At 57.2% G+C, this 25984-nt stretch carries 25 protein-coding genes and 1 riboswitch; of the genes, 22 read left to right on the forward strand and 3 right to left on the reverse strand.

Annotated features, from left to right (window positions below; all coding sequences use genetic code 11):
• The first annotated feature begins 34 nt into the window (after window positions 1–34).
• The 16 genes from hybO to ACMV5H_RS04645 all read left to right on the forward strand — a co-directional run bounded on the left by hybO (window position 35) and on the right by ACMV5H_RS04645 (window position 16640).
• Window positions 35–1168: a hydrogenase 2 small subunit gene (gene hybO, locus ACMV5H_RS04570; RefSeq protein WP_115158334.1), complete on the forward strand. Its 1134-nt coding sequence runs from the start codon at window positions 35–37 to the stop codon at window positions 1166–1168.
• 3 nt (window positions 1169–1171) lie between these two features.
• Window positions 1172–2182, forward strand: coding sequence for a hydrogenase 2 operon protein HybA (gene hybA / locus ACMV5H_RS04575; protein WP_115158335.1), 1011 nt, complete (start codon window positions 1172–1174; stop codon window positions 2180–2182).
• Window positions 2169–3368, forward strand: a complete 1200-nt coding sequence (gene hybB / locus ACMV5H_RS04580; protein ID WP_021804782.1) for a Ni/Fe-hydrogenase cytochrome b subunit — start codon at window positions 2169–2171, stop codon at window positions 3366–3368. Before hybA ends, hybB begins: the two co-directional genes overlap by 14 nt.
• Window positions 3346–5040 (forward strand): hydrogenase 2 large subunit, encoded by a 1695-nt coding sequence (hybC, locus tag ACMV5H_RS04585; protein WP_414821512.1) that lies wholly within the window; start codon window positions 3346–3348, stop codon window positions 5038–5040. Before hybB ends, hybC begins: the two co-directional genes overlap by 23 nt.
• On the forward strand, window positions 5040–5540 hold the full coding sequence (locus ACMV5H_RS04590) for a HyaD/HybD family hydrogenase maturation endopeptidase (protein WP_039995170.1): 501 nt from the start codon (window positions 5040–5042) through the stop codon (window positions 5538–5540). The genes hybC and ACMV5H_RS04590 overlap by 1 nt, the downstream gene beginning before the upstream one ends.
• Complete coding sequence (hybE, locus tag ACMV5H_RS04595) at window positions 5524–6009, forward strand: hydrogenase-2 assembly chaperone (protein WP_209554619.1); 486 nt, start codon at window positions 5524–5526, stop codon at window positions 6007–6009. Before ACMV5H_RS04590 ends, hybE begins: the two co-directional genes overlap by 17 nt.
• Entirely contained in the window at window positions 6010–6351 is a 342-nt protein-coding gene (hypA, locus tag ACMV5H_RS04600) for a hydrogenase maturation nickel metallochaperone HypA (RefSeq protein WP_021804778.1), read from the forward strand.
• 19 nt (window positions 6352–6370) lie between these two features.
• Window positions 6371–7336 (forward strand): hydrogenase nickel incorporation protein HypB, encoded by a 966-nt coding sequence (gene hypB, locus ACMV5H_RS04605; protein ID WP_115158338.1) that lies wholly within the window; start codon window positions 6371–6373, stop codon window positions 7334–7336.
• Complete coding sequence (hybG, locus tag ACMV5H_RS04610; RefSeq protein ID WP_021804776.1) at window positions 7336–7611, forward strand: hydrogenase maturation factor HybG; 276 nt, start codon at window positions 7336–7338, stop codon at window positions 7609–7611. The genes hypB and hybG overlap by 1 nt, the downstream gene beginning before the upstream one ends.
• Window positions 7598–8713 (forward strand): hydrogenase formation protein HypD, encoded by a 1116-nt coding sequence (gene hypD, locus ACMV5H_RS04615; protein ID WP_223665453.1) that lies wholly within the window; start codon window positions 7598–7600, stop codon window positions 8711–8713. Before hybG ends, hypD begins: the two co-directional genes overlap by 14 nt.
• The gene (gene hypE / locus ACMV5H_RS04620; RefSeq protein WP_115158340.1) at window positions 8713–9741 is read left to right on the forward strand and encodes a hydrogenase expression/formation protein HypE; all 1029 of its coding nucleotides are present in this window, start codon (window positions 8713–8715) and stop codon (window positions 9739–9741) included. The genes hypD and hypE overlap by 1 nt, the downstream gene beginning before the upstream one ends.
• Window positions 9742–10086: 345 nt before the next feature.
• On the forward strand, window positions 10087–12402 hold the full coding sequence (gene hypF / locus ACMV5H_RS04625) for a carbamoyltransferase HypF (protein WP_414821513.1): 2316 nt from the start codon (window positions 10087–10089) through the stop codon (window positions 12400–12402).
• Window positions 12403–12481: 79 nt separating this feature from the next.
• Entirely contained in the window at window positions 12482–13072 is a 591-nt protein-coding gene (locus tag ACMV5H_RS04630; RefSeq protein WP_115158342.1) for a HupE/UreJ family protein, read from the forward strand.
• 207 nt (window positions 13073–13279) lie between these two features.
• Window positions 13280–14029 (forward strand): hypothetical protein, encoded by a 750-nt coding sequence (locus tag ACMV5H_RS04635; protein ID WP_051363673.1) that lies wholly within the window; start codon window positions 13280–13282, stop codon window positions 14027–14029.
• A 23-nt stretch (window positions 14030–14052) separates the two neighbouring features.
• Window positions 14053–15312 carry a hypothetical protein gene (locus tag ACMV5H_RS04640; protein ID WP_414821514.1) on the forward strand — a complete coding sequence of 420 codons (1260 nt, stop codon included), beginning with the start codon at window positions 14053–14055 and terminating at the stop codon, window positions 15310–15312.
• The gene (locus tag ACMV5H_RS04645; RefSeq protein WP_414821515.1) at window positions 15312–16640 is read left to right on the forward strand and encodes a hypothetical protein; all 1329 of its coding nucleotides are present in this window, start codon (window positions 15312–15314) and stop codon (window positions 16638–16640) included. The genes ACMV5H_RS04640 and ACMV5H_RS04645 overlap by 1 nt, the downstream gene beginning before the upstream one ends.
• Window positions 16641–16704: 64 nt before the next feature.
• Here the strand turns inward: ACMV5H_RS04645 and cobD are convergent, their stop codons facing one another.
• Window positions 16705–17778, reverse strand: a complete 1074-nt coding sequence (gene cobD / locus ACMV5H_RS04650; RefSeq protein WP_414821516.1) for a threonine-phosphate decarboxylase CobD — start codon at window positions 17776–17778, stop codon at window positions 16705–16707.
• 222 nt (window positions 17779–18000) lie between these two features.
• A riboswitch (cobalamin riboswitch) is annotated at window positions 18001–18194 on the forward strand.
• Between the two features lie 160 nt (window positions 18195–18354).
• On the opposite strand from cobD, the gene cbiB reads away from it, so the two are divergent.
• From cbiB to cobT, 6 genes are read left to right on the forward strand one after another with little or no spacing between them, the layout of a single operon-like run.
• A complete protein-coding gene (cbiB, locus tag ACMV5H_RS04655; protein WP_414821517.1) occupies window positions 18355–19311 on the forward strand; it encodes an adenosylcobinamide-phosphate synthase CbiB in 957 nt (318 codons plus the stop codon).
• Window positions 19312–19359: 48 nt separating this feature from the next.
• On the forward strand, window positions 19360–20901 hold the full coding sequence (locus ACMV5H_RS04660) for a cobyric acid synthase (RefSeq protein WP_414821571.1): 1542 nt from the start codon (window positions 19360–19362) through the stop codon (window positions 20899–20901).
• Complete coding sequence (cobU, locus tag ACMV5H_RS04665; RefSeq protein WP_059200491.1) at window positions 20898–21443, forward strand: bifunctional adenosylcobinamide kinase/adenosylcobinamide-phosphate guanylyltransferase; 546 nt, start codon at window positions 20898–20900, stop codon at window positions 21441–21443. The genes ACMV5H_RS04660 and cobU overlap by 4 nt, the downstream gene beginning before the upstream one ends.
• On the forward strand, window positions 21440–22186 hold the full coding sequence (gene cobS, locus ACMV5H_RS04670; RefSeq protein ID WP_414821518.1) for an adenosylcobinamide-GDP ribazoletransferase: 747 nt from the start codon (window positions 21440–21442) through the stop codon (window positions 22184–22186). The genes cobU and cobS overlap by 4 nt, the downstream gene beginning before the upstream one ends.
• Before the next feature lie 9 nt (window positions 22187–22195).
• The gene (locus ACMV5H_RS04675; RefSeq protein WP_037374938.1) at window positions 22196–22813 is read left to right on the forward strand and encodes an adenosylcobalamin/alpha-ribazole phosphatase; all 618 of its coding nucleotides are present in this window, start codon (window positions 22196–22198) and stop codon (window positions 22811–22813) included.
• A 3-nt stretch (window positions 22814–22816) separates the two neighbouring features.
• Window positions 22817–23875: a nicotinate-nucleotide--dimethylbenzimidazole phosphoribosyltransferase gene (gene cobT / locus ACMV5H_RS04680; RefSeq protein WP_414821519.1), complete on the forward strand. Its 1059-nt coding sequence runs from the start codon at window positions 22817–22819 to the stop codon at window positions 23873–23875.
• 101 nt (window positions 23876–23976) lie between these two features.
• Here the strand turns inward: cobT and ACMV5H_RS04685 are convergent, their stop codons facing one another.
• Together ACMV5H_RS04685 and ACMV5H_RS04690 are read right to left on the reverse strand one after the other, a co-directional pair.
• Window positions 23977–25266, reverse strand: a complete 1290-nt coding sequence (locus ACMV5H_RS04685) for a cytosine permease (RefSeq protein ID WP_414821520.1) — start codon at window positions 25264–25266, stop codon at window positions 23977–23979.
• A 19-nt stretch (window positions 25267–25285) separates the two neighbouring features.
• Complete coding sequence (locus tag ACMV5H_RS04690; RefSeq protein ID WP_059200494.1) at window positions 25286–25975, reverse strand: helix-turn-helix transcriptional regulator; 690 nt, start codon at window positions 25973–25975, stop codon at window positions 25286–25288.
• Window positions 25976–25984: the final 9 nt, after the last annotated feature.

Consider the following 25984-nt stretch of genomic DNA (forward strand, 5'->3'; position numbering starts at 1 on the left):
TTGCATGTCGGTCATCAACAGGGGATAGATAATAATGATAAGGGAAAATCAAACATTTTTCCGGGATGGCGTGAATCGCCGCGATTTTATGAAGTTATGTGCGGCACTGGCCGCCACCATGGGGCTCAGCACCAAAGCCGCCGCCGAAATAGCCGACTCGGTAGGTTCGCCACAGCGGCCACCGGTTATCTGGATCGGGGCTCAGGAATGTACCGGCTGTACGGAGTCCTTGTTACGGGCCACTCACCCAACGATCGAGAACCTGTTGCTTGACGTGATTTCCATGGAATACCACGAAGTCCTCTCTGCTGCATTCGGTGAACAGGCGGAAGAAAACAAGCACCGCGCGATTGAGCAATACAAAGGGAAATACGTGCTGGTGGTCGATGGCTCCATTCCGATGAAGGATGGCGGCGTCTACTGCATGGTGGCCGGTAAGCCGATCGTTGAGCATATCCGTAATGCGGCGGAGCACGCCGCTGCGGTGATCGCCATCGGTTCCTGTGCCGCCTGGGGCGGCGTCGCGGCCAGCGGACCTAACCCGACCGGCGCGGTCAGCCTGCAGGATATTTTACCCGGCAAAACCGTCATCAATATCCCCGGCTGCCCGCCCAACCCGCACAACTTCCTGGCGACGGTGGCCCATATCATCACCTACCAACGGCCACCGGCGCTGGATGCGAAAAATCGCCCCGAATTCGCCTATGCCCGTCTGATCCATGAAAACTGCGAGCGTCGTCCGCACTTTGACGCCGGGCGTTTTGCCAAACAGTTTGGTGATGAAGGTCATCGGCAGGGCTGGTGCCTGTATCACCTTGGCTGCAAGGGGCCAGAAACCTACGGTAACTGCTCAACGCTGGAGTTCTGCGACGTGGGCGGTGGCATCTGGCCGGTCGGGATCGGCCATCCATGCTACGGCTGTAACGAGGAGGGCATCGGTTTTACTAAAGGGATCGCCCAGTTGGCCAGCGTCGAAAATCCTACCCCACGAAACGCCAAACCCGGGGTGCTCAGTCCGGAAGGGGGCCACGTCAGCCCAACGGCGATGGGATTGCTTGGCGGCGTGGTCGGCCTGGTTGCCGGTGTCAGCCTGATGGCGGTGAAAGAGCTGGGGCGGCAGCAGAAAACGCAGCGTAAAGACGACGAGCAGCCGCCAAGCAAGGAGTAAGCCGTGAATCGACGTAACTTTCTAAAACTGACCTGCGGTGGCGCGATGCTGGCAGGGGTTGCCCCTGCGGCGCAGGCCGGGCCGGAGAACAAGCTGCCCATCCCCAACTCGCTGGGCATGCTGTATGACTCAACCCTGTGCGTGGGTTGCCAGGCCTGTGTCAGCAAATGCCAACGTATCAACCATACCGATGAACCGCATGGCGAAACCTATGCCTACGCGGGTACCGAAGCGACCTGGTCGAACAACGATAAGCTCAGCCCTTACACCAACAACATTATTCAGGTGTGGACCAGCGGAGACGGCAAGCACAAAGATCAGGTGGACAACGGCTACGCCTATATCAAAAAGCAGTGCATGCACTGTGTCGATCCCAACTGCGTTTCTGTCTGCCCGGTTCAGGCGCTGCATAAAGATGCCAAAACCGGCATCGTGCATTACAACCCGGATGTCTGTACCGGCTGCCGCTACTGCATGGTGGGCTGCCCGTTCAACGTGCCGAAATACGACTACGACAACCCGTTCGGCAAGATCCACAAATGCGAACTCTGTAACCAGAAAGGCGTGGCCCGGCTGGATCAGGGCGGGTTGCCAGGCTGTGTCGAGGTTTGCCCAACCGGGGCGGTGATCTTTGGCACCCGCGAGCAGTTAATGGCCGAAGCCAAGCAGCGTCTGGCCAGCAAGCCCGGTGAGAATTACCGTTACCCGCGCCAAACCCTACAGGGTAACGACCATTACGAACATCCGCTGCCGCATTACCAACCGCATCTGTATGGCGAGCATGAGGGCGGCGGAACGCAGGTGCTAGTGCTGACCGGTGTGCCTTTCGAGGATCTCGGTTTGCCAGCGCTGGAGGCGTTGTCAACCGGTGCGCGTTCCGAGCATATCCAGCACACGCTGTACAAAGGTATGGTGTTGCCGTTTGCCGCTCTGGCCGGGATCACCTTCCTGGTGCAGCGCAACCAGCGAAACGAGCGTCAGGACAAGAAGGACGATAAACATGACGACGCATAAAACGCAGCCACTCGGCGGGCGGCTGGTGAGCTGGCCGGTGATGATGCTGGCACCCTTTGTGGTGCTGTGCCTGTTGCTGATCCTCAAACGTCTGGTGTTGGGGTTGGGCGATGTCTCCGATCTGAACGGCGGCTACCCCTGGGGTATCTGGATTGCATTCGATCTGCTGGTGGGCACCGGTTTGGCCTGCGGCGGCTGGGCGTTAGCCTGGGCGGTGTATGTGTTCAACCGGGGGGAATATCACCCGCTGGTGAGGCCTGCGCTGTTAGCCAGCCTGTTCGGCTATTCGCTGGGCGGGCTGTCGATCACCATCGATGTCGGCCGTTACTGGAACCTGCCTTACTTTTATATTCCCGGCCATTTCAACACCTCGTCGGTGCTGTTTGAAACCGCGGTCTGTATGACGATCTACGTGGGCATCGTGGCGCTGGAATTTGCCCCGGCGCTGCTGGAGCGGCTGGGCTGGAAGGTGTCGCTCAAACGGCTCAACAAGGTGATGTTCCTGGTGATCGCCCTTGGCGCATTGCTGCCAACCATGCACCAGTCCTCCATGGGGTCGCTGATGATTGCTGCGGGGATCAAAATCCACCCGCTGTGGCAAAGCTACGAAATGCTGCCGCTGTTCTCGCTGTTGACGGCGGGGATACTGGGCTTCTCGATAGTGATATTTGAAGGCTCGCTGGTGCAGGCCGGGCTGCGGGGCAAAGGGCCGGAGGAAACGCCGCTGTTTGCCCGCATGACCTACATCATCGATGGGTTCTTACTGCTGTTTATTGTGCTGCGCTTTGGGGAACTGATCTGGCGCGGCAAAACGGACTATCTGTGGCATCTCGATCGCTTTGCCATCTCGTTCTGGGTGGAAACGCTGTTGATGCTGGTGCCGCTGGTGATGTTCCGCTGGAAGCGTAACCGCCGCAACTCACGCCTGCTGTTTCTCGGCGCGCTGAGCATGGTCTGCGGGGCGTCGTTCTGGCGGCTGAATTACGCGTTGCTGGCCTACGACCCTGGCAATGGCTACCACTATTTCCCGACGGCCAGCGAACTGCTGATCTCCATCGGCTTTGTGGCAATTGAAGTTTGTGCGTACATCCTGTTGATCCGGTTGTTACCGGTGCTGCCTGCGCATCAACACAAGAATGAAAACAACCAGTTAGAGGTAGAGCATGAGCCAACGCATCACCATTGATCCCGTCACCCGTATTGAGGGCCACCTGCGCATCGACTGTGAAATCGAAGACGGCAAGGTGGTTAAAGCCTGGTCCTCCGGCACCATGTGGCGCGGAATGGAAGAGATCCTGCAAGGTAACGACCCGCGTGACGCGTGGATGATCGTCCAACGGATCTGCGGCGTGTGCACCACCATTCACGCGTTAGCCTCCGTGCGGACGGTGGAAAATGCGCTGGGGATGGAGATCCCGGTCAATGCCCAATACATCCGCAATATCATTGCGGCCGCCCACAGCATTCACGACCATATCGTGCATTTCTACCAGCTCTCGGCGCTGGACTGGGTGGACGTGACCTCTGCGCTGAAGGCCGATCCGCAGAAGGCTGCCGATTTGCTCAGTGGCCTGTCCAGCTGGCCGTTGAACAGCGCTGCAGAGTTCACCCGGGTGCAGCAGAAGATCAAGGATCTGGTCGCCAGCGGCCAGCTTGGCATCTTTGCCAATGGCTACTGGGGGCACCCGGCCATGGCGTTACCGCCGGAGATTAACCTGATCGCCGTTGCCCACTATTTGCAGGCGCTGGAATGCCAGCGTGATGCCAACCGCGTGGTAGCAATACTGGGCGGTAAAACGCCGCACATTCAGAACCTGGCGGTGGGCGGGGTGGCTAACCCGATCAACCTCGATGCCCCTAGCGTGTTGAACCTCGAGCGGCTGATGTACCTGAAAACCTTTATCGATCGCCTGGGCGACTTTATCGAGCAGGTTTATCTGGTGGACAGCGCGGTGATCGCGGCGCATTACCCTGAGTGGCTAACCCTCGGCAAAGGCTCAGACTGCTATCTCTGCGTGCCGGAGCTGCCGATCGATCGTAAAGGCGACCAGTTCCTGATGCCGGGTGGCTATCTGGAGAACGGCAAGTTCCGTCCGATCGCCAACCAGCGCGATGAGTATCTGATCAAGGGCATTCAGGAGAGCGGTAAACACGCCTGGTATCAGGACGATGAACCGCTGGCACCGTGGGAAGGGCTGACCCGGCCTAACTACACCGGCTGGCAGGAAGATGGCAAATACTCCTGGGTAAAAGCGCCAACCTTCTACGGCAAAGCGGTAGAGATGGGGCCGTTGGCCTGGCTGCTGTGTACCCTGCAAGCCGAGCATCCACCAACCCAGAAATATTTTGCCAAGGTCAACAGTCACTACCAGGCCCTGACTGGCAAAGCGCTAACCGCCGATCAACTGCCGTCGACCCTGGGCCGCATTGTAGGGCGTACGGTGCATGCCTGCGTGCTGCATGAAACCCTGGGTCAGCAGTGGCAGGCATTGGTGAGCAATATCGGCAGTGGCGACCATGAAACCTTTATCCCACCGAATATTCCATTGACCGGTGAGATCCGGGGCGTGGGCTTTATCGAAGCTCCGCGCGGTGCATTGTCGCACTGGGTGGTGATCAAGGACGGCAAGATCGCCAACTATCAGGCGGTAGTGCCCTCAACCTGGAACGCCGGACCCCGCAACTTTAACGATGAGCCCGGTCCTTATGAACGTTCGCTGGTTGGCACGCCGGTGGCCGATCCGAGCAAACCGCTGGAGGTGGTGCGAACTATCCACTCGTTCGACCCGTGCATGTCCTGTGCGGTACATATTGTAGACACCACCGGCAATGAAGTGACCAGGGTCAAGGTGTTGTAATGAGAATCTTGGTATTAGGCATAGGTAATTTGTTGTTGGGCGATGAAGCGGTGGGCGTGCGTATCGTCGAAGCGCTTGAGCAACGCTATCGCTTACCTGCCCATGTTGAGGTGCTGGACGGCGGCACCTCGGGGATGGAACTGATGGAAATGATGGCCGATCGCGATCATTTGATTGTGGCGGATGCGGTGTTGACCGGTGCCAAACCGGGCAGCGTCGCGGTGCTGTATGACGAAGAGATCCCGGCGCTGTTTACCCGTAAGGTTTCGCCCCATCAACTGGGGCTTTCCGACGTGCTGATGGCGCTGCGGCTGACGGATGAGTTTCCCCGTCGGCTCACCTTGGTGGGCGTGGTGCCAGAATCGCTGGAGCCCGGAATTGGTCTGAGCGCCGTCGTCAGCCAGGCGATTGAGCCAGCGTTGGCCCAGGTGTTGCTGGCGTTGCAAGAGAGCGGCGTGGTGGCGGAGCCAAAAGAGGTGGCGAATGCAGACTGTGACTAACGGTTTTCAGCTCAACCCCAGCGCGCTGTTGGAAACCGCCTTTCAGGCGATCGCCGACGGTGAGATGCAGGATTTGCCGTTTTTCCAACCGCAAATCCCGGTGTGTGCCTGTGGTTTTCAACTGTTTGAACAGCAGTGGGTTGGCACCATTCTCACGCCGTGGATGCTTAGCCTGCTAGTGTTGCCCGGACCAGAACAGGTTTGGCAACCCTATGCGGTAGGGGACAAGCTGGCGCTGAATCTGCCTTGCGGCAGCGTGAGGTTTATCGTCGGTGAGATTGCGGGCTGCGGGCAATACCTGGCCTGTTCACTGATGTCTCCGTTGGATCGCCATCTGGGGGCCGAGCAGGCGCTGGCGTTAGCACAACAGAGTGCGCGGATGGCGCTTTCGCTACCGGTGGTGGATGGCAACATCCCCAGTAATCCTGGGCGCAGGGCGCTATTTGGTCTGTCACAGAGAACGGCGTAGATGCATGAAATCAGCCTGTGCCTGAGCACGATGGAATTGATAGAGCAGCAGGCTCGGCAGCACGGAGCTAAACGGGTGACGGCGGTGTGGCTGGAAATTGGGGCGCTCTCCTGTATTGAAGAGCACGCGCTGCGTTTCAGTTTCGCCTCGGCATCCCGCCATACGCTGGCAGAGGGGTGCCAGCTATTGCTGGACTACCAACCGGCCCGCGCCTGGTGCTGGAGTTGCAGCATGAGCGTGCAGATTGAACAACATGATGAAGGTTGCCCTCAGTGCGGCGGCCACCAACTGCGCGTTGAGAGCGGTGACAGCCTGCGGTTAAAGCAGCTGGAAGTGGAATAATTTTGAGGAGTGAATAACGATGTGTACGACTTGCGGTTGCGCCAGTGGCGAAAAAACCATCGAAGGTGATGAACATCATCACCATGACGACCACCATCATCACGACCATCATGATGCTCACCACCATCATCCTGATCATCATCACCACCACGACGGGGAACATCAAGCACCGGCAGGCGTGGTGATCCATCATCACCATCACTATTACCACCAGGGCGATGTGCATCACCATTACGCAGGTGTCGCTGCGGCGGAATGCTTTACGCCAGAGGTGCAACCACATTCGCAAGACCTGCACTATGGACACGGCGAGGCGGGCAGCCATGCACCGGGTATCGGGCAGCGCCGTCTGGTGCAGATTGAACAGGACGTACTGAGCAAGAACAACCATCTGGCGGCCCACAACCGCGAACACTTTTCCGCGCAGCATATTCTGGTGCTGAACCTGGTTTCCAGCCCCGGGTCGGGCAAAACGACCTTGCTGACGGCCACGCTGGAACGTTTGGCGGGCAAATTGCCCTGCGCGGTGATTGAGGGCGACCAGCAAACCAGTAACGATGCCGAGCGTATTCGCGCCACGGGCGTACCGGCCATTCAGGTTAATACCGGCAAGGGCTGTCATCTGGACGCGCAGATGGTACACGACGCGGCACACCGCCTGGATTTGCAGGATCACAGCCTGCTGTTTATCGAGAACGTCGGCAACCTGGTCTGCCCGGCCAGCTTCGATCTGGGCGAACGGCATAAGGTCGCAGTGCTGTCGGTGACGGAAGGGGAAGACAAGCCGCTGAAGTATCCTCATATGTTTGCTGCCGCAACGCTGATGATTATCAACAAGATCGATTTGCTGCCTTACGTTAATTTCTCTGTAGAGAAATGCATCGAGTTTGCCCGCCAGGTTAATCCGTCCATCCAGGTGATCGCACTGTCGGCGACTAGCGGCGAGGGGATGGATCTCTGGCTGAACTGGCTGGGGGAACAATAATGTGCCTCGGTGTGCCCGGCAAGGTGACCGCAGTGGGGGAGGATATCCACCAACTGGCCTGGGCCGACGTGTGCGGCGTGGCGGTCAGGATCAATATCGCGCTGGTCTGTGAAGGCTCACCGCAGGATCTGATCGGCCAGTGGGTGCTGGTGCACGTCGGCTTTGCCATGAGCCTGCTCGATGAACAGGAAGCGCTGGAAACGCTGGCAGCATTGCAGCATATGCGCGCCGTCGGGCTGGCACGGGATGACGAGGATGCCAATGCGCTACGTTGATGAATTCCGCGATCCGGCGTTATGCCAGGCGCTGTTACGGCGCATCGAAACGCTGATGTTAGCCATTCCCCAGTCGCAGCGCTTGCCGCTACAGGTGATGGAAGTCTGCGGTGGCCACACTCATGCGATCTTCAAGTTCGGTCTTGACCAACTGTTGCCGGACAGCCTGGAGTTTGTCCACGGCCCCGGTTGCCCGGTTTGCGTATTGCCGATGGGGCGCATTGATAGCTGCCTGGAGATTGCCGCCCATCCGGAGGTGATTTTTTGCACCTACGGTGATGCGATGCGGGTTCCTGGCCGCAATGGGTCGTTGCTGGATGCCCGCCGCCGTGGTGCCGATATCCGGGTGGTGTACTCGCCGCTGGATGCGCTACAGCTGGCGGCGGATAACCCACAGCGCGAAGTGGTGTTTTTTGGCCTGGGCTTTGAAACCACCATGCCCGCCAGCGCCTTGACCTTGCAGCAAGCCCGCCAGCGTCAGCTGCGCAATTTCACCCTGTTTTGCCAACATATCACTCTGATCCCCACCTTACGCAGCCTGTTGCAGCAGCCCGATGTGCGCATCGATGGCTTCCTGGCACCGGGCCACGTCAGCATGGTAATCGGCAACGCGCCCTATCAGTTCATTGCTGCGGATTATCATAAGCCGCTGGTGGTGACCGGCTTTGAGCCGTTAGACATTCTGCAGGGTTTGGTGATGCTGCTGGAACAGCTGCGTGATGGCCGCCGTGCGGTAGAAAATCAATACCGGCGCATCGTACCGGAACAGGGCAATCTTCTGGCCCAGCGGGCGATGGCAGAGGTGTTTGGCCTGAAAGACAGTAGCGAATGGCGCGGGCTGGGTGAGATTGCCCATTCTGGCGTGCAGATCAAACCGGAGTATGCGGATTTTGATGCAGAGCTGCGGTTTAAACCGCAGGCGCAGCGGGTAGCGGACGATCCGCGTTCTCGCTGTGGTGAAGTGTTGACCGGGCGCTGCAAACCGGATGCCTGCCCGCTGTTTGGCAAGCAATGTACGCCAGAGAACGCCTTTGGTGCCTTGATGGTGTCCTCGGAAGGGGCCTGCTCGGCTTACTATCAGTATCGCAGGGAGACCGCATAATGCGTGAAGAGAACAACGGGCGAGAAATTACTCTGGCCCATGGTAGCGGTGGCCGCGCCATGCAATCCCTGATTGAAGAACTCATGCTGCCCGCCTTTGCCAATCCGGCATTAAATACCCGGGAAGATCAGGCACGAATTTCACTGGATGAGCTTGCCACCTCGGGCGATCGTCTGGCCGTATCGACCGACAGTTATGTTATCGACCCCATTTTCTTCCCCGGTGGTGATATCGGCAAACTGGCGGTCTGCGGCACCGCTAACGACGTGGCCGTCAGTGGTGCCCAGCCGCGTTATCTGAGCTGCGCCATGATCCTGGAGGAAGGGTTGCCGTATGCCACGCTGGAACGCATCGTCCAGTCGATGGCCAGCACGGCGCAGCAGGCCGGGATCCAGATTGTGACCGGCGATACCAAAGTGGTGCCCCGTGGCGCGGCAGACAAAATCTTTATTAATACTACCGGTTTGGGAACCATCCCGGCTGGCGTCAATTGGGGGGCTGCGAACATCCGCCTTGGGGACAGCATTATTGTCAGCGGCACCTTGGGCGATCATGGCGCAACCATCCTGAACCTGCGTGAAGGGCTGGGCCTGGAGAGTGAATTAAGCAGCGATTGCGCGCTGCTGGCTCCGCTGATTGCTCCTTTGTTACCGATTGCCGGGGTGCGTGCTTTACGTGACGCGACTCGTGGCGGCGTAACGGCGGTGCTGCATGAGTTTGCCGCCGCTAGCGGTTGTGGCATGGCGATTTCCGAGGCGGCACTGCCGTTGAAACCGGCGGTGCGGGGAATTTGCGAACTGCTGGGGCTGGATGCGCTCAACTTTGCCAACGAAGGCAAGCTGGTGTTGGTGGTGGCGCCCGAGGCTGAGGCGGAAGTATTGGCTGCTCTGCATCGGCATCCGCTGGGGCGCGATGCGGCGGTGATTGGTCATACCACCGAGCGCCAGCAGGTGAGCCTCACCGGGCTGTTCGGGGTTTCCCGCCGGCTGGATCTGCCGCTGGATGAGCCTTTGCCACGGATCTGTTAGGTGTTTGGCCGTGGGGACTGACCCCTCACCCTCACCCTAACCCTCTCCCACAGGGAGAGGGGACCGACCGAGTTTGCTTCAGTTGCAGAGAGTCACCTGATCATGGCTGAGGACAACAGGTCGGTCGCGGTACTCAACCACGGCACCGAATCAGCTCTCTCTCGCAGGGAGAGGGGACCGACCGAGTTTGCTTCAGTTACAGAGAGTCACCTGATCGTGGCTGAGGACAACAGGTCGGTCGCGGTACTCAACCACGGCACCGAATCAGCTCCCTCTCCTTGGGGAGAGGGTTGGGGTGAGGGAGATACAGATTGATCGCTGGACTAACAGGAGAGTCGAGACAACATGGCAGATTTTGAGCCGGAGAATATCGCCAGCAGCAACGGCCTTCGCCTGCGGATCAAGGGCAAGGTGCAAGGGGTCGGATTTCGGCCCTACGTTTGGCTGCTGGCGCGGCGCTTTAACCTGTGCGGCGAGGTCAGCAATGATGGCGCCGGGGTGATCGTACAGCTATGGCAATCTCCCGCCATAACGGAATTTTTGCGGATACTGCCGCAAGAGTGCCCGCCCCTGGCGCGGATCGATAGCGTCATTTCTTCACCATTTAACTGGCCGCAACGGCCAGCGAGTTTCACCATTGCCACTAGCGGTGCAGGGCAAGTGGATACCCATATCGTGGCGGATGCGGCCACCTGCGATGCCTGCCTGGCAGAGCTGAACTCACCGCATAACCGGCGCTATCACTATCCGTTTATCAACTGCACCCACTGTGGCCCACGTTTCACCATCATCCGCCGGATGCCCTACGATCGGCCCAATACCTCGATGCAGCCTTTCCCGCTGTGCCCGCAGTGCCTGGCGGAGTATCAGGATCCTGCCGACCGTCGTTTTCATGCACAGCCTACCGCCTGCCCAGAGTGTGGCCCACAACTGTGGCTCAGCGATGCAGCAGGCAAAGCCACCGCCAGCGCCGACGATGCGCTGCAACTGGCCGCTGAGGCGCTGATTGCCGGGCAGATCGTCGCGGTGAAGGGGATCGGCGGTTTTCATCTTGCCTGTGATGCTACCAATTCTGCTGCGGTACAGCGCCTGCGCGCGCGCAAACATCGCCCTGCCAAGCCCCTGGCGGTGATGATGCCGGATACTCACTGGCTGCAACAATGTGCTCAGGTCGTGGAACCGACGGCACTGCTAAAACTGTTGCGTAGCCCACCCGCACCGATAGTGCTGGTGGCGGCTCACCCACAAAGCCCGTTGTGCGACGAGATTGCGCCGGGGCTCAATGAGATAGGGGTGATGTTACCGGCAAATCCGCTGCAACATCTGTTATTGCAACAGACCGCGCGGCCACTGGTGATGACCTCCGGCAACCCGGCAGGTAAACCACCAGCTCTGAGCAATCAACAGGCACTGGAAGAACTCGCTGGTGTGGCCGACGTCTGGCTGCTGCATAACCGTGAGATCGTCCAGCGAGCCGATGACTCTCTAGTTCGCTTGACCGGGCAGGGTAGCGAGATGTTGCGCCGGGCACGTGGCTATGTCCCGGATGCGATGCCATTACCCCCTGGCTTTACCACCCAACCGACTATTCTGGCGCTGGGAGCCGACAGCAAGAATACCTTCTGCCTGCTGTGGGATGACCGGGCGGTGGTCAGCCAGCATCTAGGCTCGCTAGGGGATGAAACCACCCGGCAACAGCAGCAGCAATTGCTGGCGCTGTTTGGCGAAATATACGGTGTGGTGCCACAGGCGATCGCCATCGATGCTCACCCCGGCTATCTCAGCCACCAGCAGGGCCAGGCGTTGGCCAATGAGCGGGCGATCCCTTGTGTCACCACGCTGCATCATCATGCCCATCTGGTTGCCTGCCTGGCGGAACATGGCTGGCCGCGCGACGGCGGTAAGGTGATTGGTCTGGCGTTGGATGGGCTGGGATATGGTCTTGGCGGGCAACTGTGGGGCGGTGAATGCCTGCTGGTGGATTATCAGCATTGTGAGTATTTAGGCGGGTTGCCCGCAGTGGCATTGCCGGGGGGCGATGTGGCCGCTCGCCAGCCGTGGCGCAACCTGTTGGCCCAGTTACAGCGTTTTGTCCCCGATTGGCAGACGTTGCCAGAGGCCGCCGCAATTCCTCAACCGCAGGCGACAATCTTACTGCGGGCGGTAGAACGGCAAATCAACTCGCCGTTGGCCTCTTCCGCCGGGCGCTTGTTTGATGCGGTGGCCGCAGCATTGCAGATCGTGCCGCCACAAATTTCCTGGGAGGGGGAGGCTGCCTGCCAGTTGGAAGCTTTGGCGTGGCAAAGTTCACCTCATCAGCCGCCGGTTTCGCTGCCGCTGCTTGGTAATCAGCTGGATCTGGCCGCCTTCTGGCGGCAATGGCTGGCCTATCAGGCCCCCCCGGCACAGCGAGCTTATGCGTTCCATGTTGCCTTGGCCCAGGGGTTTGCCGCACTGGCTCGCTACGCGACAAAGCAATACGGCATCAACACCGTCGTGCTGTCCGGTGGAGTGATGCACAACGCGCTGCTGCGGCAACTATTGATCCAGCAGTTAGACGGATTACAAGTCTTGCTGCCATCTCGTTTACCGGCAGGCGATGGCGGTCTGGCTCTGGGGCAGGCGCTGATTGCCGCCAACCGACTTTCAAGGCAGGTTTAAGGATGAATTTATAACGTAATCAACTGTTTTTATGAGTAAAACCATCACCTTCATTCACTGGAAAATTTAGGTATTCATTATGCGTATTAATGTCAAAGCTGTGGCTGTATCCCTACTGGCGCTGTTCCCCATGCTGGCCTTTGCTCATGTGGGCCATGACGGCGGCGCGCATCACGTATTAAGCTTTACCGAAGGCTTTATCCATCCGCTGACCGGGATGGACCATCTGGTCGCCATGGTTCTAGTGGGTATCTGGAGCGCCATGAATACCAAGCAGTGGTGGCTGGCGCCGCTGGCATTTGCTGGTTTGCTGCTGACCGGCGCGTTGGTTGGCATGGCAGGCGTCACCGTACCTGGCACTGAGTTTATCGTTGCCGCCTCGCTGCTGGGCATAGGTGTGATGGTTGCCTTACAGCTGAAACTGTCGGCGATAACGGGCGCGTTGATTATTGGCGCTTTTGCCATTTTCCACGGTCTGGCCCACGGTGCGGAGCTTTCCCATTCGGTGGCGGCGCTTTCCGGCATGGTGATTGCAACGGTGCTGCTGCACGTGGCGGGGTTGGGTATCGGCTATCTGATGGCATCTTCGTCTACGCACAGTGGCTGGGCGCGGGTGATTGGCGGCGGCTCATCGCTGCTGGGGCTCGGCCTGCTCAGCGGTGTGATCTGAGTCTATCAATTTATTAACCCTAGTTTGCTGGCAGTGACTTTGCGATAGCTGCCAGCAGTCTCCCCTGTTGATCTCAAAAAATAACAAGCGGCTGGATTTGTGCCAATTTTATCGTTAGATTCCCTGCTAGCTATGTGCGCTTGATACTGTGCTGTCGCACAACTTTTAACCACATGAGTTAATTAAAAAATTACAGGGAATGTTGCTATGAACAGGGTGATAGGTGTGTTGGCGTTATGCCTGGTTTCTTTTTCTTCTCTGGCCGATTGCCAGCCCCTCCTGGCCGATCTGGCTAAACCCTTCGCCGCCAAAGTGAGCATGAATACCGAGCTGTCCACCTGTAAGGTGTGGCCCTATGCCCCGGATAAAACCATTGCGGTACTGATGCTGGAACCCAAGGAAGAGGCCCAACCCGATTTTACCGACTTTGACGTCGCCGTTTTGGTGGTTGATAGCCAGACCGGTAAGGTGCTGGCTAGCAAATATCATCCCAGGGCGATTATGGATGATGCCATCTACACCAGTAGCGTGACCATCGACACCGCGCGCTATCAATTATCTCCGGCGATACGCGCCTTCGGGGTGCGTTTTATCCACCGTGGATCCTCCTCGGTCAATCCCCTTAGCATCGAACGCCTTAACCTCTATACCCTGCAAGATCGGCAAGTCACTCTGGTGCTCAACAATCTCACCATGAATGAATATAGCGGTGAGTGGGATGGCCAGTGTGTCGGGGATTTTGCCACGACCCATCGCGCATTGGCGCTTGGCAAGAACGCACACAACGGCTTCCAGGATCTGCAGCTACAGACGATGGCGACGCACAAGGAAGCCAGCAAAAAAGGGGAGGACTGTGTGGAAAGCAACAGCATCGTTGCCAAGACTCGCGTCGAGCTCAAGTTCGATGGTAAAGCCTATCCCGTAGAGCAGGATAAGTTGCTCGAACATCGTTTTTAATCCGTGCCTGGTCGTTAGCAACCATGAAAAAAATCTGCTTCTATGAGCTGTCCTTTATCTGCCACAATCTCAACGCGCCCAGCGAAAGTAAGCTACGGCGCATTTTGGCCGGGGACAAGGTGTTCTATACCTACAGCAAACAGTTTGTTGATGCCAAAGTGTTATACCGTTTGGTATCGGGGGATCGTGTGTATATCGGTGCCCATCAGTTGGCTGATGGCAGCTACTGGCTGCATTGGCTGGTTTCGCCTGAAAAGGGGGAGCTACAACCGAAGCTGGCCGACCTTAGCAAACCGGCTGCGTTGATGAAGCTGGTGGGCGCGATCATAGTGATGACGCTCTCAGCAGTGGGTTATTTCCAGTTGCTGAATATCTGGGTGATGGTGCTACTGCTTTTTGTTTTCATCTTTGGTTGCTGGTGGTTCGTGGCTTCGTTTCATACGCTGATGGTGGGAACCAGCCGTCACACGCGTAGGTTGTTAAAAGGGCTGGAGAGCGTCAAACAAGGCGACACTTCCCTTTGCATTACCACCACCGAATCATTAACCGAGCCGGGAGGCGGTGCGCCTTCACTACAGGCCAGCAAAGAATTGGCTAACGATCTGGATGCGCTGCTGCCGAATGATTTGCTATTGGCCGATAAAGTCACCTTGACCAGCGTGAGCGGAGAGGCTGCCGATGTTAGCGCCCGCCGCGATTTTACCGGCGGAGGCAAAAGCCGCCGGGATTTTATCGAGTACCAATTTAGCTGCAATGGAGAGCGGTTCTCATTTCGTAGCGGAATTAACTCGCTGATGGAAGACCTTAATCCGCTGTTCTATCGGCAACATCCGTTCTTCCTGGCGGCCGAAGATCCGCTGATGTTGGTGGTCAATCAGCAAGATAATGCGGTGCTGGGCCTGTGTAATGAAAGGGATGGCAGCGCCTATCTCAAGCTCGGCGGGATTGCCGTTTCTTTTCAACAGCTCAAGCTGATGTATAAAGTGATGTTTGGCTGCTGCTCTTTTTTACTGGTGTTGCTGGTGTTTTTCACCCTGCATGATTGGTGGGAGCAGGGCAGTGTGCCGGATAAGTGGGACTGGCTGGACGCCGCAGTCATGTTTTATGACTTTGCTCTGATGAGCATCATGATTTTCTGCGTGTTCATGCTGTTGGTGGAGGTCTGCACTTGGATAACGCGCAGGAACTCGCTCAGTGCGGCGCGCTTTGTCTTTGCCCGCCAACTGTTGGTATTGTTTAAAAAACGCAACGGTGGCAAAGCCTATATTCAGGAAGTCCCCTGATGTTCAGCAATAGCCTAACGCGCATCATCCTGCTGGCACTGGGGCTTATCATTTCCTGGATGCTGTTTTATATCGACAGCTTTGCCGGGTTTGCCCCCGACTGGCAGTGGCAGCGAAATTATCAGGCAGAACGTCCTGCGGTAGTTATGAGTGGGGAACGCCTGAGCAGTTTTCAACAAGGGATGCTGTTGACGGGTATCAGCGATGTAATAAATACACGGATCACGAATATTGAGCGTGACCAGAATACGCTGATCTATCATTATGAAAATTCGGTGCAGATCGATGTGCTGGCAGACATTGGTCCCCCTTTGTTAAACCTGCAGATATCCCCTGATACCACCATGTTACGTTTGATGCTGGAGGCTAAGGTTGGCCGTGGAACAATCCGGCATCGGAGCTATGATGACAGCGCCACGATCCCGGTCAGCCAACTCATCATCGAAGAGAATGGCAAGCTGCGTGTCAGCGCCCGTTTTTTGGGCTACGTGGCTGAGCAACAGTGTGATGCTCAGGGGCATTGCCTGGTGGTGTTCGGCGCCCGTTCTTATAGTAAAGATGCCGTATTTTATTCTGCCGATGGTGGGCGTAACTGGTGTTGGTTACCCCAGTGGCAAGCCCCCGGTGGTAACCAGACTTATCAGCTTTTGGGGCTCTCTGGAGCGCAGAGCTTGCTGCTGGTTCAACAGGGTAAACTCTACCGGTCGGACGATCTCGGCCAGCATTGGCAACAGGTATTCGATCTGGTCAGGTTGTTAACGGAACGCGGGATCGACCCTGCTCTCTATGCGGCCAGTTGGTACTATAACGGCGGCGATCGGGTGATAGTCAGTAATCAGCCCCATAATACCGGGGAACAGGATCGGTTAACTGCTTCATTGCTGCTTGATTTCAATCTGAAATCAGCTCAAATCCAGTCCAGCCAGTGGGTGGGCGGAGATATCGTTGCGGCCGACATCAGCCCGCAAGGGGATTTTGATTTTGTCTTACGCCAGCGGCCACGGTGGCTTTATAGCCTGAACCGGTTGCGGGAGAATGGCGCGTTGCAACCGCTGCTGGAAACCGGTAAAAAAGCCTTAGGCACGCTTTATGCGGGTAATGATCTGCTGATGATGGAGAAAGCGTTCAACGACCCGCTGCATATGACAGTCTCTACCGATGGCGGCCAGCACTGGTTCAGAATGAAAAAACTGCCTGATAGCTATAACTATCGCGTGCAGTTTGATCGCTGGCGTAACCGCCTGTTCCGCTTTCCAGCCCATGATTTCGATTACCCTAAGTTGGGCAATAGCGACGGCCTGGTGTTTGAGACAACCACTCCGCCGTAATTGCCATACTGCATCCGTTCCGATAATCAAAGATTAACGTTTGATGCCTAAAAACTCCTGCACCTTAGCCTTCCTCCAGTATCTGTTGCAGCGCGGCTATCAGCTTGCGGTTGGCCGCTTCGCTCTTGATGGCCACCCGGTAATAGTCGGCGGACAGGCCAGGGTAGTTGGCACAGTGGCGGATCAGGATGCGGTGCTGCAACAACGCCTGCTGCAGATCGTAGCCGGGGCGCAGGCAGCGTAGGAATATATAGTTCGCTGCCCCTGGCCAGATACGCAAGTGCGGCAAGGCTGTCAGCGCGTCAAACAACCAAGCACGCTGCTCTGCCAGCCATTGGTGGGTTTGCTGGATGTAATCGAGATCGTCGAGGATCACTTCGCCGGCCAGTGCCGCATAGGCATTGATGGTCCAGGGTTCGCGTTGCTGTTTCATCTGTTGCAGGCCAGCGCGATCGCTGCTGACCAGATAGCCGAGCCGCAGCCCGGGAATGGCGAAGAATTTGGTTAATGAACGCAGAATGTAGAGGCGTGAATAGTCCGCCATTTGTGGGATCAGCCCCGGCGCATCTGGCAGAAAGTCGATAAAGGCTTCATCAACGATCAACGCAATATTGTGCTGGCGACAACAGGCGACAATGGCCTGCAATAGCGCGGGGTCTGGCATCAGCCCGGTCGGATTGTTGGGGGTAGCCAGAAACAGGCAGTCCGGTTGGCGCTCGGCCAGCACCTGTAGCAACCGCTCATCGGGCTGAAATCCACCGGCTTCGTCCAGCGGGTAGTCCTCAATCTGGCAGTCAATCCGCTGCAATGCCCGGCGGTATTCGGCAAACCCAGGCGTTAGGAGCAGCGCCGTGCGGGGGCGTAGCCGGTTCACGATGGCGTAAATCAGCTCGGTGGCCCCGTTGCCTGCCATGATATTTTCCGCCGGGCAGTGATGAACCCCTGCCAATGCTGCATGCAGACGCCGGTATTCAACGTCGGGATAGCATTCGGCGCTGGTCAGATGCTCGATAATCGCCGCCTTCAGGCTGGCGGGCATGCCCAATGGATTGATATTGGCGCTGAAATCAATAATCTCGGCCGGATCCAGGCCGCTTTTCAACGCCATTTCCAGTACGTTACCACCATGTTCACTCACGGTTTTGCTATTCCCCCTGTCAAGTTTGCGTGCAGGATAACACAGGGTAATCGCCGTTGATCCGGCGTAAAATAAACCTATCGCCCTGGTGAATGCCAGATCTTGGCGTGTATTCGCGATATCAACAGGTTATTATGGCATGGCCATTGTCGAGGCTATCGAGATGATAACTAAGCGATAAATTGAAGCGTTGCGTTTATTGAAGCGAAAACGTGGTAATTAACCGAATTATTGCCAACTGGATAACCCACACCCTGAACGATAACAGGTTGTGGTTGGGAAGGGGGTGTAACTCCCCCGCAGCCCCCGCTGCTGTGATGCCGACGAGTCCACTGCGCCACTGATCTGAGGATTGGGAAGGGAGTGGATAAGGATGACGCTAAGCCAGAAGACCGGCCAGTTGGTCACACATTCAACACCTTCGGTGGGAAGGGGGTTGTCATGAGATACGTGCAGCTATGTTGCACCGCTTGGTCGTATCCTGTTGACACCCAAATCCCGCCCGAGAGGTCGGGATTTTTTTATGCCATTAACCCACCATCAAGTTTTCTCGATCGCGGCTATAAGGTGCGTGCCATGACGCTGCTAGCCTGGTTCGTGGCCTTTCTGCTCGACAGCCTGTTAGGCGACCCGCCGCACTGGCCGCATCCGGTGCGCTGGATCGGCAGCCTGATCACGGTGCTGCAACGCGCGATCCGCCGGATTTGCCATAGCGAGAGGGCGCTAAAACTTGGTGGCGGGCTGTTGTGGCTGGGCGTCGTAGGGTTGGTCTGGCTGGTCAGTTGGGGCTTTTTAACGCTGATGCAGCATATTCACCCGTGGTTGGGCTGGTTGGCGGAAGTCTGGCTGATTTATACCCTGCTCGCCGGACACTGCCTGGAACAGGCGGCCATGGAGGTTCACCGGGCCCTGCAAAGTGCCGATCTTGAGGAGAGCCGCCGCAAGCTGTCGTGGATTGTCGGGCGGGATACCTCACAACTGGAAGAGCCGCAAATCACCCGGGCGGTGGTGGAAACGGTGGCGGAAAACAGCGTGGATGGCGTAATTGCGCCGCTGTTCTTTTTACTGATCGGTGGGGCACCGTTGGCAATGGCGTATAAAGCGGTTAACACTCTCGATTCAATGGTGGGCTATAAAACGCCGAAATACCGCGCCATCGGCTATGTGCCGGCGAGGATGGATGACTTCGCCAACTGGTTACCCGCCCGGCTTAGCTGGCTACTGCTGAGCTGCGCGGCCCGGCTGCACGGATTGAACTATCGCCAGGCGTTACGTATCGGCTGGCGCGATCGCTTTCAGCATACCAGCCCCAACTGCGCCTGGTCGGAAGCGACCGTGGCTGGAGCGCTGGGAGTGCGGCTTGGCGGTCCTAACAACTACTTTGGTCAGCGGGTCGAAAAGCCGTGGATCGGTGAGGCTCGGCGGGAGATCGAGCTGGCAGATATTCCTCGTAGCACGCGTCTGATGATGACGGCCTCGCTATTGGCTCTGTTGCTGTTTGCCGCGTTGCGCCTGCTATGGCTTGGCGCTTAAATAATAATGGTTTGCGTGGCTCAGCCAGCGTGACGTGGAGAATAAATGATGAAACGGTGTGTGATGGTGCAGGGAACCGCATCTGATGTGGGTAAAAGCGTGCTGGTGGCCGGATTGTGCCGGATCTTCATGCAGGATGGCTATCGCTGTGCGCCGTTCAAATCGCAGAATATGGCGCTCAACTCTGGCATTACCGCCCGTGGCGAAGAGATGGGCCGGGCGCAGATCTTTCAGGCCGAGGCCGCCGGTATTGCACCCGATGTGCGAATGAACCCGGTCCTGCTGAAACCGACCAGCGATTGTCAGGCGCAGGTGGTGCTGATGGGGAAAGTGGCTTGCAATATGGACGCGGTCAGCTATCACGAGTACAAGCCGCTGTTGCAGCAACAAATTAGCGAGGTGTATCACAGCCTGGCCAGCGGCTACGACATCATGGTGCTGGAGGGGGCGGGTAGCCCGGCGGAAATCAACCTGCGCGACCGCGACATCGTCAATATGGGCATGGCGGCGATCGCCGATGCGCCAGTACTGTTGGTGGCCGATATCGATCGCGGTGGGGTATTTGCCGCCATTTATGGCACGTTGGCACTGCTAGAACCGGAAGAAAAAGCTCGGGTGAAAGGGGTGATCATCAATAAATTCCGTGGCGATATTGCCTTGCTCTATTCGGGCTTGGAACAGATTGAGGCGCTGACCGGTGTGCCGGTGCTGGGCGTGATGCCCTGGTTGAATATCGATCTGGAAGATGAGGATGGTGTGGCGTTGCAAAATGGCAAATATGCCCCGACAGGCAGTAGCCATGAGCTGGACATTGCGGTGGTACAACTGCCCTATATGTCCAACTTTACCGATTTTAATGCCTTGGCGGCCCAGCCGGATGTAGGGCTGCGCTATGTTTCGCACCCGGCGGCGCTGGCCGGTGCCGATCTGATTATCCTGCCGGGTAGCAAAAACACTCTGGGGGATCTGCAGTGGCTACAGCAAAGCGGGTTGGCGGCGGCGTTACAGGAGCAGCACCGGGCCGGAGTGCATATCGTGGGTATTTGCGGCGGCTACCAGATGCTCGGCAAGCACATTGTTGATGGCGTGGAATCCGGTGTGGAACAGATGATGGGGTTGGGATTGCTGGATGTCACCACCCGCTTCGCACCGCAAAAAGTCACAACTCAGGTGAAAGCACAATGTGAGCCTGGGTTGCCCGGCCTCTGGTCTGGCTGTGGCGAGCAGGACGTCGTTGGTTATGAAATCCATATGGGCACCACCCAGCTTGGCTCAGAGGCTACGCCTTTCTCCCGCCTTTCCCTACGTAATGGGCAGCCGGACAGCGCCTTTGACGGTGCAGTGAACCCCACTGGCAACGTGCTGGGCAGCTATATTCATGGCCTATTCGACAGCGCACCTTTTTGCCGCGCGCTGCTAAACCAGTTACGACAGCGTAAAGGGCTGCCGGTTTACGACGGCCCGGATTTCGATTATGCCGATTACAAGCAGCAACAGTTTGATCTGTTGGCCGATAAGATGCGGGAACATATTGATATGGATAAAATTTACCGCTTGATGACCGAGCACCAGCAAACGGAGGCACAATGATCCTGATCACCGGCGGAGCACGCAGCGGCAAAAGTTCGCTGGCCGAAAGGTTAGCGAGCGGTGTCAGTGACCGGGTGTTGTATATCGCCACCTCGGTGGTCACCGATGAGGAAATGGCCGAACGGATCAAGCTGCATCGCCAAGCCCGGCCCGCTCATTGGCGTACCTGGGAGGGGAGCCAGCAACTGGCCAGTGTGATCGACCAACAGGCGGGGGCGGGAGATGCGGTGATCCTGGAGTGTATTACCACGCTGATCGCCAACCTGATGTTTGACCTGACCGGGGAGACGCCGGTGGAAAGCATCGACTTTGCCGTGGTTGAAACGGCAATCCAACGGCAGATCGATGATCTGCTGGCCGCCTGCGCCCGCAGTCCGGCGGCGATCTATCTGGTCACCAATGAACTGGGGATGGGCATCGTGCCGGAAAACCGTTTGGCACGACACTTCCGTGATATTGCCGGGCGTGTTAACCAGCGTTTGGCCGCCGCCGCCGAGTCGGTGCTATTGGTGATTTCTGGTATTGAGGTCAAGATCAAATGAGTCTGCGACTATTTTGGGCCACCCTGCAACTGATGACGCGTATCCCGCTGCCCGCCAGTTGGACACAGGGATTGGCGATGGATAATTACCAGCGCGGCATCGTCGGTTTCCCTTTGATTGGCCTGATCGTGGGTGCAATCGGTGGCGCTGTCTTTACCCTATTGGCCCCCTGGTGTGGGGTGCCGCTGGCGGCGTTGGGCTACGTGCTGGTATTGGCTCTGGTTACCGGTGCCTTCCACCTCGACGGATTGGCTGATACCTGTGATGGTGTTTTCTCGGCCCGTACTCGGGAAAAAATGCTGGAGATCATGCGCGACAGTCGCTTAGGTACCAATGGTGGGTTGGCACTGATCTTTATCGTGGTGGCCAAGGTGTTGGTGATCAGCGAACTGGCATTGCGCGGAGTACCGATGTTGGCCACGTTGGCAGCAGCAGGAGTTGCTTGCCGGAGCCTGGTGGTATTGATGATGTATTGCCAGCCCTATGCTCGTGAGGGTAACGGGCTGGGGAACCTTTACATTGGCAAGATCAGCGGGGGGCAAACGCTGTTCACTCTGGCGCTAGGGGCCGCTTTGGTCGCCTTGTTAGGGCATGGGCAGGGGCTGTTTGCGCTTGGCTGTGCGCTGATCGCCGTGCTGTTGCTGCGAGCCTATCTGCGCCGCCGTCTGGGCGGGCAAACGGGTGACACTCTGGGGGCGGCGATAGAAATTGCCGAATTGATCTTCTTACTGGCACTGCTGTGAGTGGGCGTTATGCGGCTATTTTTGGTACGACACGGGCAAACGGCGGCGAATCGACAGGGCGTATTTTGTGGCATGACCGATTTACCGTTGACCGAGCAAGGTGAACATCAGGCCAGGCAGATCGCACAATGGCTGGCCGAAGTGCCTTTTACCCAGGCGATCAGCAGTGAGTTAAGACGCGCCCAACATACCGCCGAGATTGTGCTTGGGCAGCGTGAACTGGCGATCCAACCTGACGGAGGCTTTAACGAAATGAATTTTGGTGACTGGGAAATGTGCCATCACCAGGATTTGCAGCAGCAGGATAGCGCTGCCTGGGCCGACTGGGTGGCGGATTGGCAGCGAGCCTGCCCGCCAGCGGGGGAGTCCTTTCCACTGTTTTCCCAGAGGATTAGCCTGCAGGCCCAACGTCTGCTGGACGAACAGGGCGATGGCGATCGTCTGCTGGTGGCGCACCAAGGCTCCCTGAGCCTGTTGCTGGCAGGGTTACTAAAGCTGCCTGCCTCCGGGATGTGGCACTTCCCGTTTACCCAGGGAGCCTACAGCGTGGTGGAACTCAACCAGGGGTTTGTCACGCTAAAGGTATTTAACAGCCAGGCTCATTGGCAGCCTGCAAGTAGAGAATAAAGTATGCAAACATTGTCATCGTTAATCGACCTGATTAAACCGTTGGACGCGGCCGCCATGCAACAGGCAGCGGCAAAGATTGATGGCCTGCTTAAGCCACCGGGCAGCCTTGGCCGCTTGGAACAGTTGGCAACCCAACTGGCCGGGATGCGCGGTTTTAGCGGGATGGCCGCCAGCCGCAAGCAAATCATCGTCATGATGGCCGATCACGGCGTTTATGCCGAAGGGGTAGCGGTGTCACCGCGTGAAGTAACGGTGATCCAGGCGCTGAATATGGTGAAAGGCAATACCGGCGTCTGCGTATTGGCGGCCAATGCCGGTGCCGAGGTGAAGCTGGTGGATGTTGGCATCGACAGCGAACCCTTGCCGGGCCTGAACGACATGAAAGTTGGGCGCGGCAGCGGCAACATTGCGCGTGGTGCGGCCATGACGCGCCAGCAGGCGGAGGAGTTGCTGTTAGCCACGGCTCAATTGACGCTGGAACAGGCGGCGCTTGGGGTGAAGCTGTTTGGCGTTGGTGAGTTGGGGATGGCCAATACGACGCCAGCCGCGGCGTTAGTCAGCGTCTTTACCGGCCGCGATCCGAAGGAAGTGGTCGGCATTGGGGCCAATTTCCCCAGCGATCGTTTGCACCACAAGGTGGACGTGGTGCGTCGGGCGATTGAGGTAAATCAGCCGGATACCCAAGACGCGTTGGACGTGTTGGCGAAGCTGGGTGGATACGATCTGGTAGGAATGGCTGGCGTGATGCTGGGGGCTGCTGCGGCCGGCTTGCCGGTGATCCTCGATGGTTTTCTCTCTTATGCCTCTGCGCTGGCAGCCTGCGGCATTGCGCCTCAGGCTCGGGATTACCTGCTGCCGTCCCATTTCTCTGCGGAGAAGGGCGCGGCTGCCGCACTCGAGCACCTGCAATTGGCACCTTATCTGCATCTGGATATGCGGCTGGGGGAGGGCAGCGGTGCCGCAATCGCCATGCATATCGTGGATGCGGCCTGCGTGATGTTCAATCAGATGGGGTCGCTGGCGGACAGTAATATCGTTATTCCCGGTAGCGCGACCTGACCGGCTGATACCACCACCAAGGTTTCATCTTGTAGAGGCGCCGTAGGCTGCGCCCGCTTAGCCAGGGTCGAACATATGCTCGACCCTGTTAATTCATAAAATTAAGCAGTTTGCAGGCTGGTTGCCCGGCCAAACAGGCGTTTGAACAACCAGTAAATCACGCTGGCTGCCAGCAGTGAGTTAATGGTTGGCACGCCCCATTCCGTCACCAGGCCGATCACGCTACCGACAATGCTGGCGATAATCGCTGCCCAGCCGATGAGTGGCGTTTCTTGCAGCAGTTGGCCGAGCTGGCGGCTGGCGTCCAGCGCATCGCGGTGGCTGCGCAGCACGAAATAATCCACCAGCATGACGCCGAGGATCGGTGGGAATACCACACCCAGCACGGTCAGGAAATCCACAAACCGATCCAGGATCCCCAGAACCGAAAGCAGCGTGCCCAACAGACCGATAATCACCGTGGTCGCGGTATATTTCAGCTTTTTACCGGTGATCCCTTCAACCGCATTCACCACGCCCAAGGACGACGAATAGAGGTTCAGATCGTTGACGCGCAAGGTCGAGAACACCACCACCAGCAAGCCGATACCGCCCGCACTCTGGGCCATGATCGTGACCACGTCTGCGGTGCCGAGCGTTTTGGCAATAAAAATCGCCAGACCGTTAACCACGAATTCACCGGCAATAATGGTCAGCAACGTAATGCCAAACACGTGGCGTTTGTTTTTGGAGTAACGGGTCAGGTCAGGAGTCATCAGGCTGGCAACAATGGCACCGCCAACGACGATGGTGATGCCCGCGCTGATGGTTAACGCGTCCCCCATCGGTGCCAGCAGAATGGCCTCATGCAGTTTCTGCCCGGAGAGGACGTTATAGGAAATAAAGAACACCAGCAGGATAAACAGCGGCACAGCAATACGAGCTGTGATGCGCAGCGCTTTAAAACCAAAAGCGACTAGCACCGTCAAAAACAGGCCGGAGAGTGAGGCTGACAGCGGGAAGCCCAGGCGATCGCCCAAGGCGAAGTTAAGCGATTTGGCAAAGATGGCGTTCTGAATGCCAAACCAGCCCAACAGGCTGACGGCCACTACCAGGCCGATAAGCACCGAGCCTATGCGGCCAAAGCCACACCAGCGAGCCAGCAGGCTGCCGGAGATACCTTCTCTCATCCCGGCCAAGCCCAGCCCGAACGTCACGACCCCAAAGATCAGGCTGCCAATCGAGATGGCGATAAAGGCATCGGTCAGGGTCATTGAGTTACCCAGCACGGCACCCAGCATAAACTGGTCCAAGGCCGTTAGCATACCCATATGCACGATGGCGACGCTGAGGAAGGAGACCCTCTTATCCTGCGGTACCCGGCTCAGTGGGTAGTCTTCAATTTTAATCACGATAATCTCTCGTTAACGTTTAAATAAATTGGATGCCTTTTTCAATCAGGCGTACTGGAATGTAGCTGTCCAAGTTCACCTGTTTGCAATACTCTTCGAACTGCTGGAGCGTATGCACATCGGCTTTTTGGTAGATGTTGTAGATTCTATTTTCTATGGTTTTATTGCTGACGTCATATAACCTGGCAATCTCTTTGTTGGTGTAGCGCTGCAGCATTAAAAATATGATATCCAGCTCAGACTGGGTAAAAATCTGGATGCTGACTTCGGTGGTTAATATGCTGGGTTTTTGTTGGTTGATATATTTTAGCGGTGAAAAACTGTCCAACGGACGGGCGTTCCACATGGTGCCAACCAGCTCTTCCTTGTCATTATAAATAGGCAGTTTTTCGCTGACAAAGGGGACCAGGCTGTCGCTGCCGTACCAGAAGTGCGTCTCGATAACGGCTACGCGATCGCGCGTTCCTTCGGTTTTCCTGTCGTGTTCTTGCAAGTCGGGGGCAAACTCTGCCCAATCGGCGGGGAACTCGGCATCAAGCTTGCCCGCAATATCAAAATTGAGAGGTGTGTTGGTATAAAGATAGGCCGCCTTATTCATATAAATATGGCGTGAAGATAAATCTTTAATGCCCCAAGGCTCATTTAAATGTTCCATCATGGTGATGAGACCTTTTAAATATAATTCATTGCTCTGCCAAAATGAATCCATTTGAACCCC

The organism is Serratia sp. N21D137 (assembly GCF_047530005.1).
GTDB classification, from domain to species: domain Bacteria; phylum Pseudomonadota; class Gammaproteobacteria; order Enterobacterales; family Enterobacteriaceae; genus Chania; species Chania fonticola_B.

Bases quoted from the DNA above. Each gene is read 5' to 3' on its own strand.
- hybO (WP_115158334.1), top strand. From the start codon at position 35: ATGATAAGGGAAAATCAAACATTTTTCCGGGATGGCGTGAATCGCCGC.
- hybB (WP_021804782.1), top strand. From the start codon at position 2,169: ATGACGACGCATAAAACGCAGCCACTCGGCGGGCGGCTGGTGAGCTGG.
- hybC (WP_414821512.1), top strand. From the start codon at position 3,346: ATGAGCCAACGCATCACCATTGATCCCGTCACCCGTATTGAGGGCCAC.
- ACMV5H_RS04590 (WP_039995170.1), top strand. From the start codon at position 5,040: ATGAGAATCTTGGTATTAGGCATAGGTAATTTGTTGTTGGGCGATGAA.
- hybE (WP_209554619.1), top strand. From the start codon at position 5,524: ATGCAGACTGTGACTAACGGTTTTCAGCTCAACCCCAGCGCGCTGTTG.
- hypA (WP_021804778.1), top strand. From the start codon at position 6,010: ATGCATGAAATCAGCCTGTGCCTGAGCACGATGGAATTGATAGAGCAG.
- hypB (WP_115158338.1), top strand. From the start codon at position 6,371: ATGTGTACGACTTGCGGTTGCGCCAGTGGCGAAAAAACCATCGAAGGT.
- hybG (WP_021804776.1), top strand. From the start codon at position 7,336: ATGTGCCTCGGTGTGCCCGGCAAGGTGACCGCAGTGGGGGAGGATATC.
- hypD (WP_223665453.1), top strand. From the start codon at position 7,598: ATGCGCTACGTTGATGAATTCCGCGATCCGGCGTTATGCCAGGCGCTG.
- hypE (WP_115158340.1), top strand. From the start codon at position 8,713: ATGCGTGAAGAGAACAACGGGCGAGAAATTACTCTGGCCCATGGTAGC.
- hypF (WP_414821513.1), top strand. From the start codon at position 10,087: ATGGCAGATTTTGAGCCGGAGAATATCGCCAGCAGCAACGGCCTTCGC.
- ACMV5H_RS04630 (WP_115158342.1), top strand. From the start codon at position 12,482: ATGCGTATTAATGTCAAAGCTGTGGCTGTATCCCTACTGGCGCTGTTC.
- ACMV5H_RS04635 (WP_051363673.1), top strand. From the start codon at position 13,280: ATGAACAGGGTGATAGGTGTGTTGGCGTTATGCCTGGTTTCTTTTTCT.
- ACMV5H_RS04640 (WP_414821514.1), top strand. From the start codon at position 14,053: ATGAAAAAAATCTGCTTCTATGAGCTGTCCTTTATCTGCCACAATCTC.
- ACMV5H_RS04645 (WP_414821515.1), top strand. From the start codon at position 15,312: ATGTTCAGCAATAGCCTAACGCGCATCATCCTGCTGGCACTGGGGCTT.
- cbiB (WP_414821517.1), top strand. From the start codon at position 18,355: ATGACGCTGCTAGCCTGGTTCGTGGCCTTTCTGCTCGACAGCCTGTTA.
- ACMV5H_RS04660 (WP_414821571.1), top strand. From the start codon at position 19,360: ATGAAACGGTGTGTGATGGTGCAGGGAACCGCATCTGATGTGGGTAAA.
- cobU (WP_059200491.1), top strand. From the start codon at position 20,898: ATGATCCTGATCACCGGCGGAGCACGCAGCGGCAAAAGTTCGCTGGCC.
- cobS (WP_414821518.1), top strand. From the start codon at position 21,440: ATGAGTCTGCGACTATTTTGGGCCACCCTGCAACTGATGACGCGTATC.
- ACMV5H_RS04675 (WP_037374938.1), top strand. From the start codon at position 22,196: ATGCGGCTATTTTTGGTACGACACGGGCAAACGGCGGCGAATCGACAG.
- cobT (WP_414821519.1), top strand. From the start codon at position 22,817: ATGCAAACATTGTCATCGTTAATCGACCTGATTAAACCGTTGGACGCG.
- ACMV5H_RS04690 (WP_059200494.1), bottom strand. From the start codon at position 25,975: ATGGATTCATTTTGGCAGAGCAATGAATTATATTTAAAAGGTCTCATC.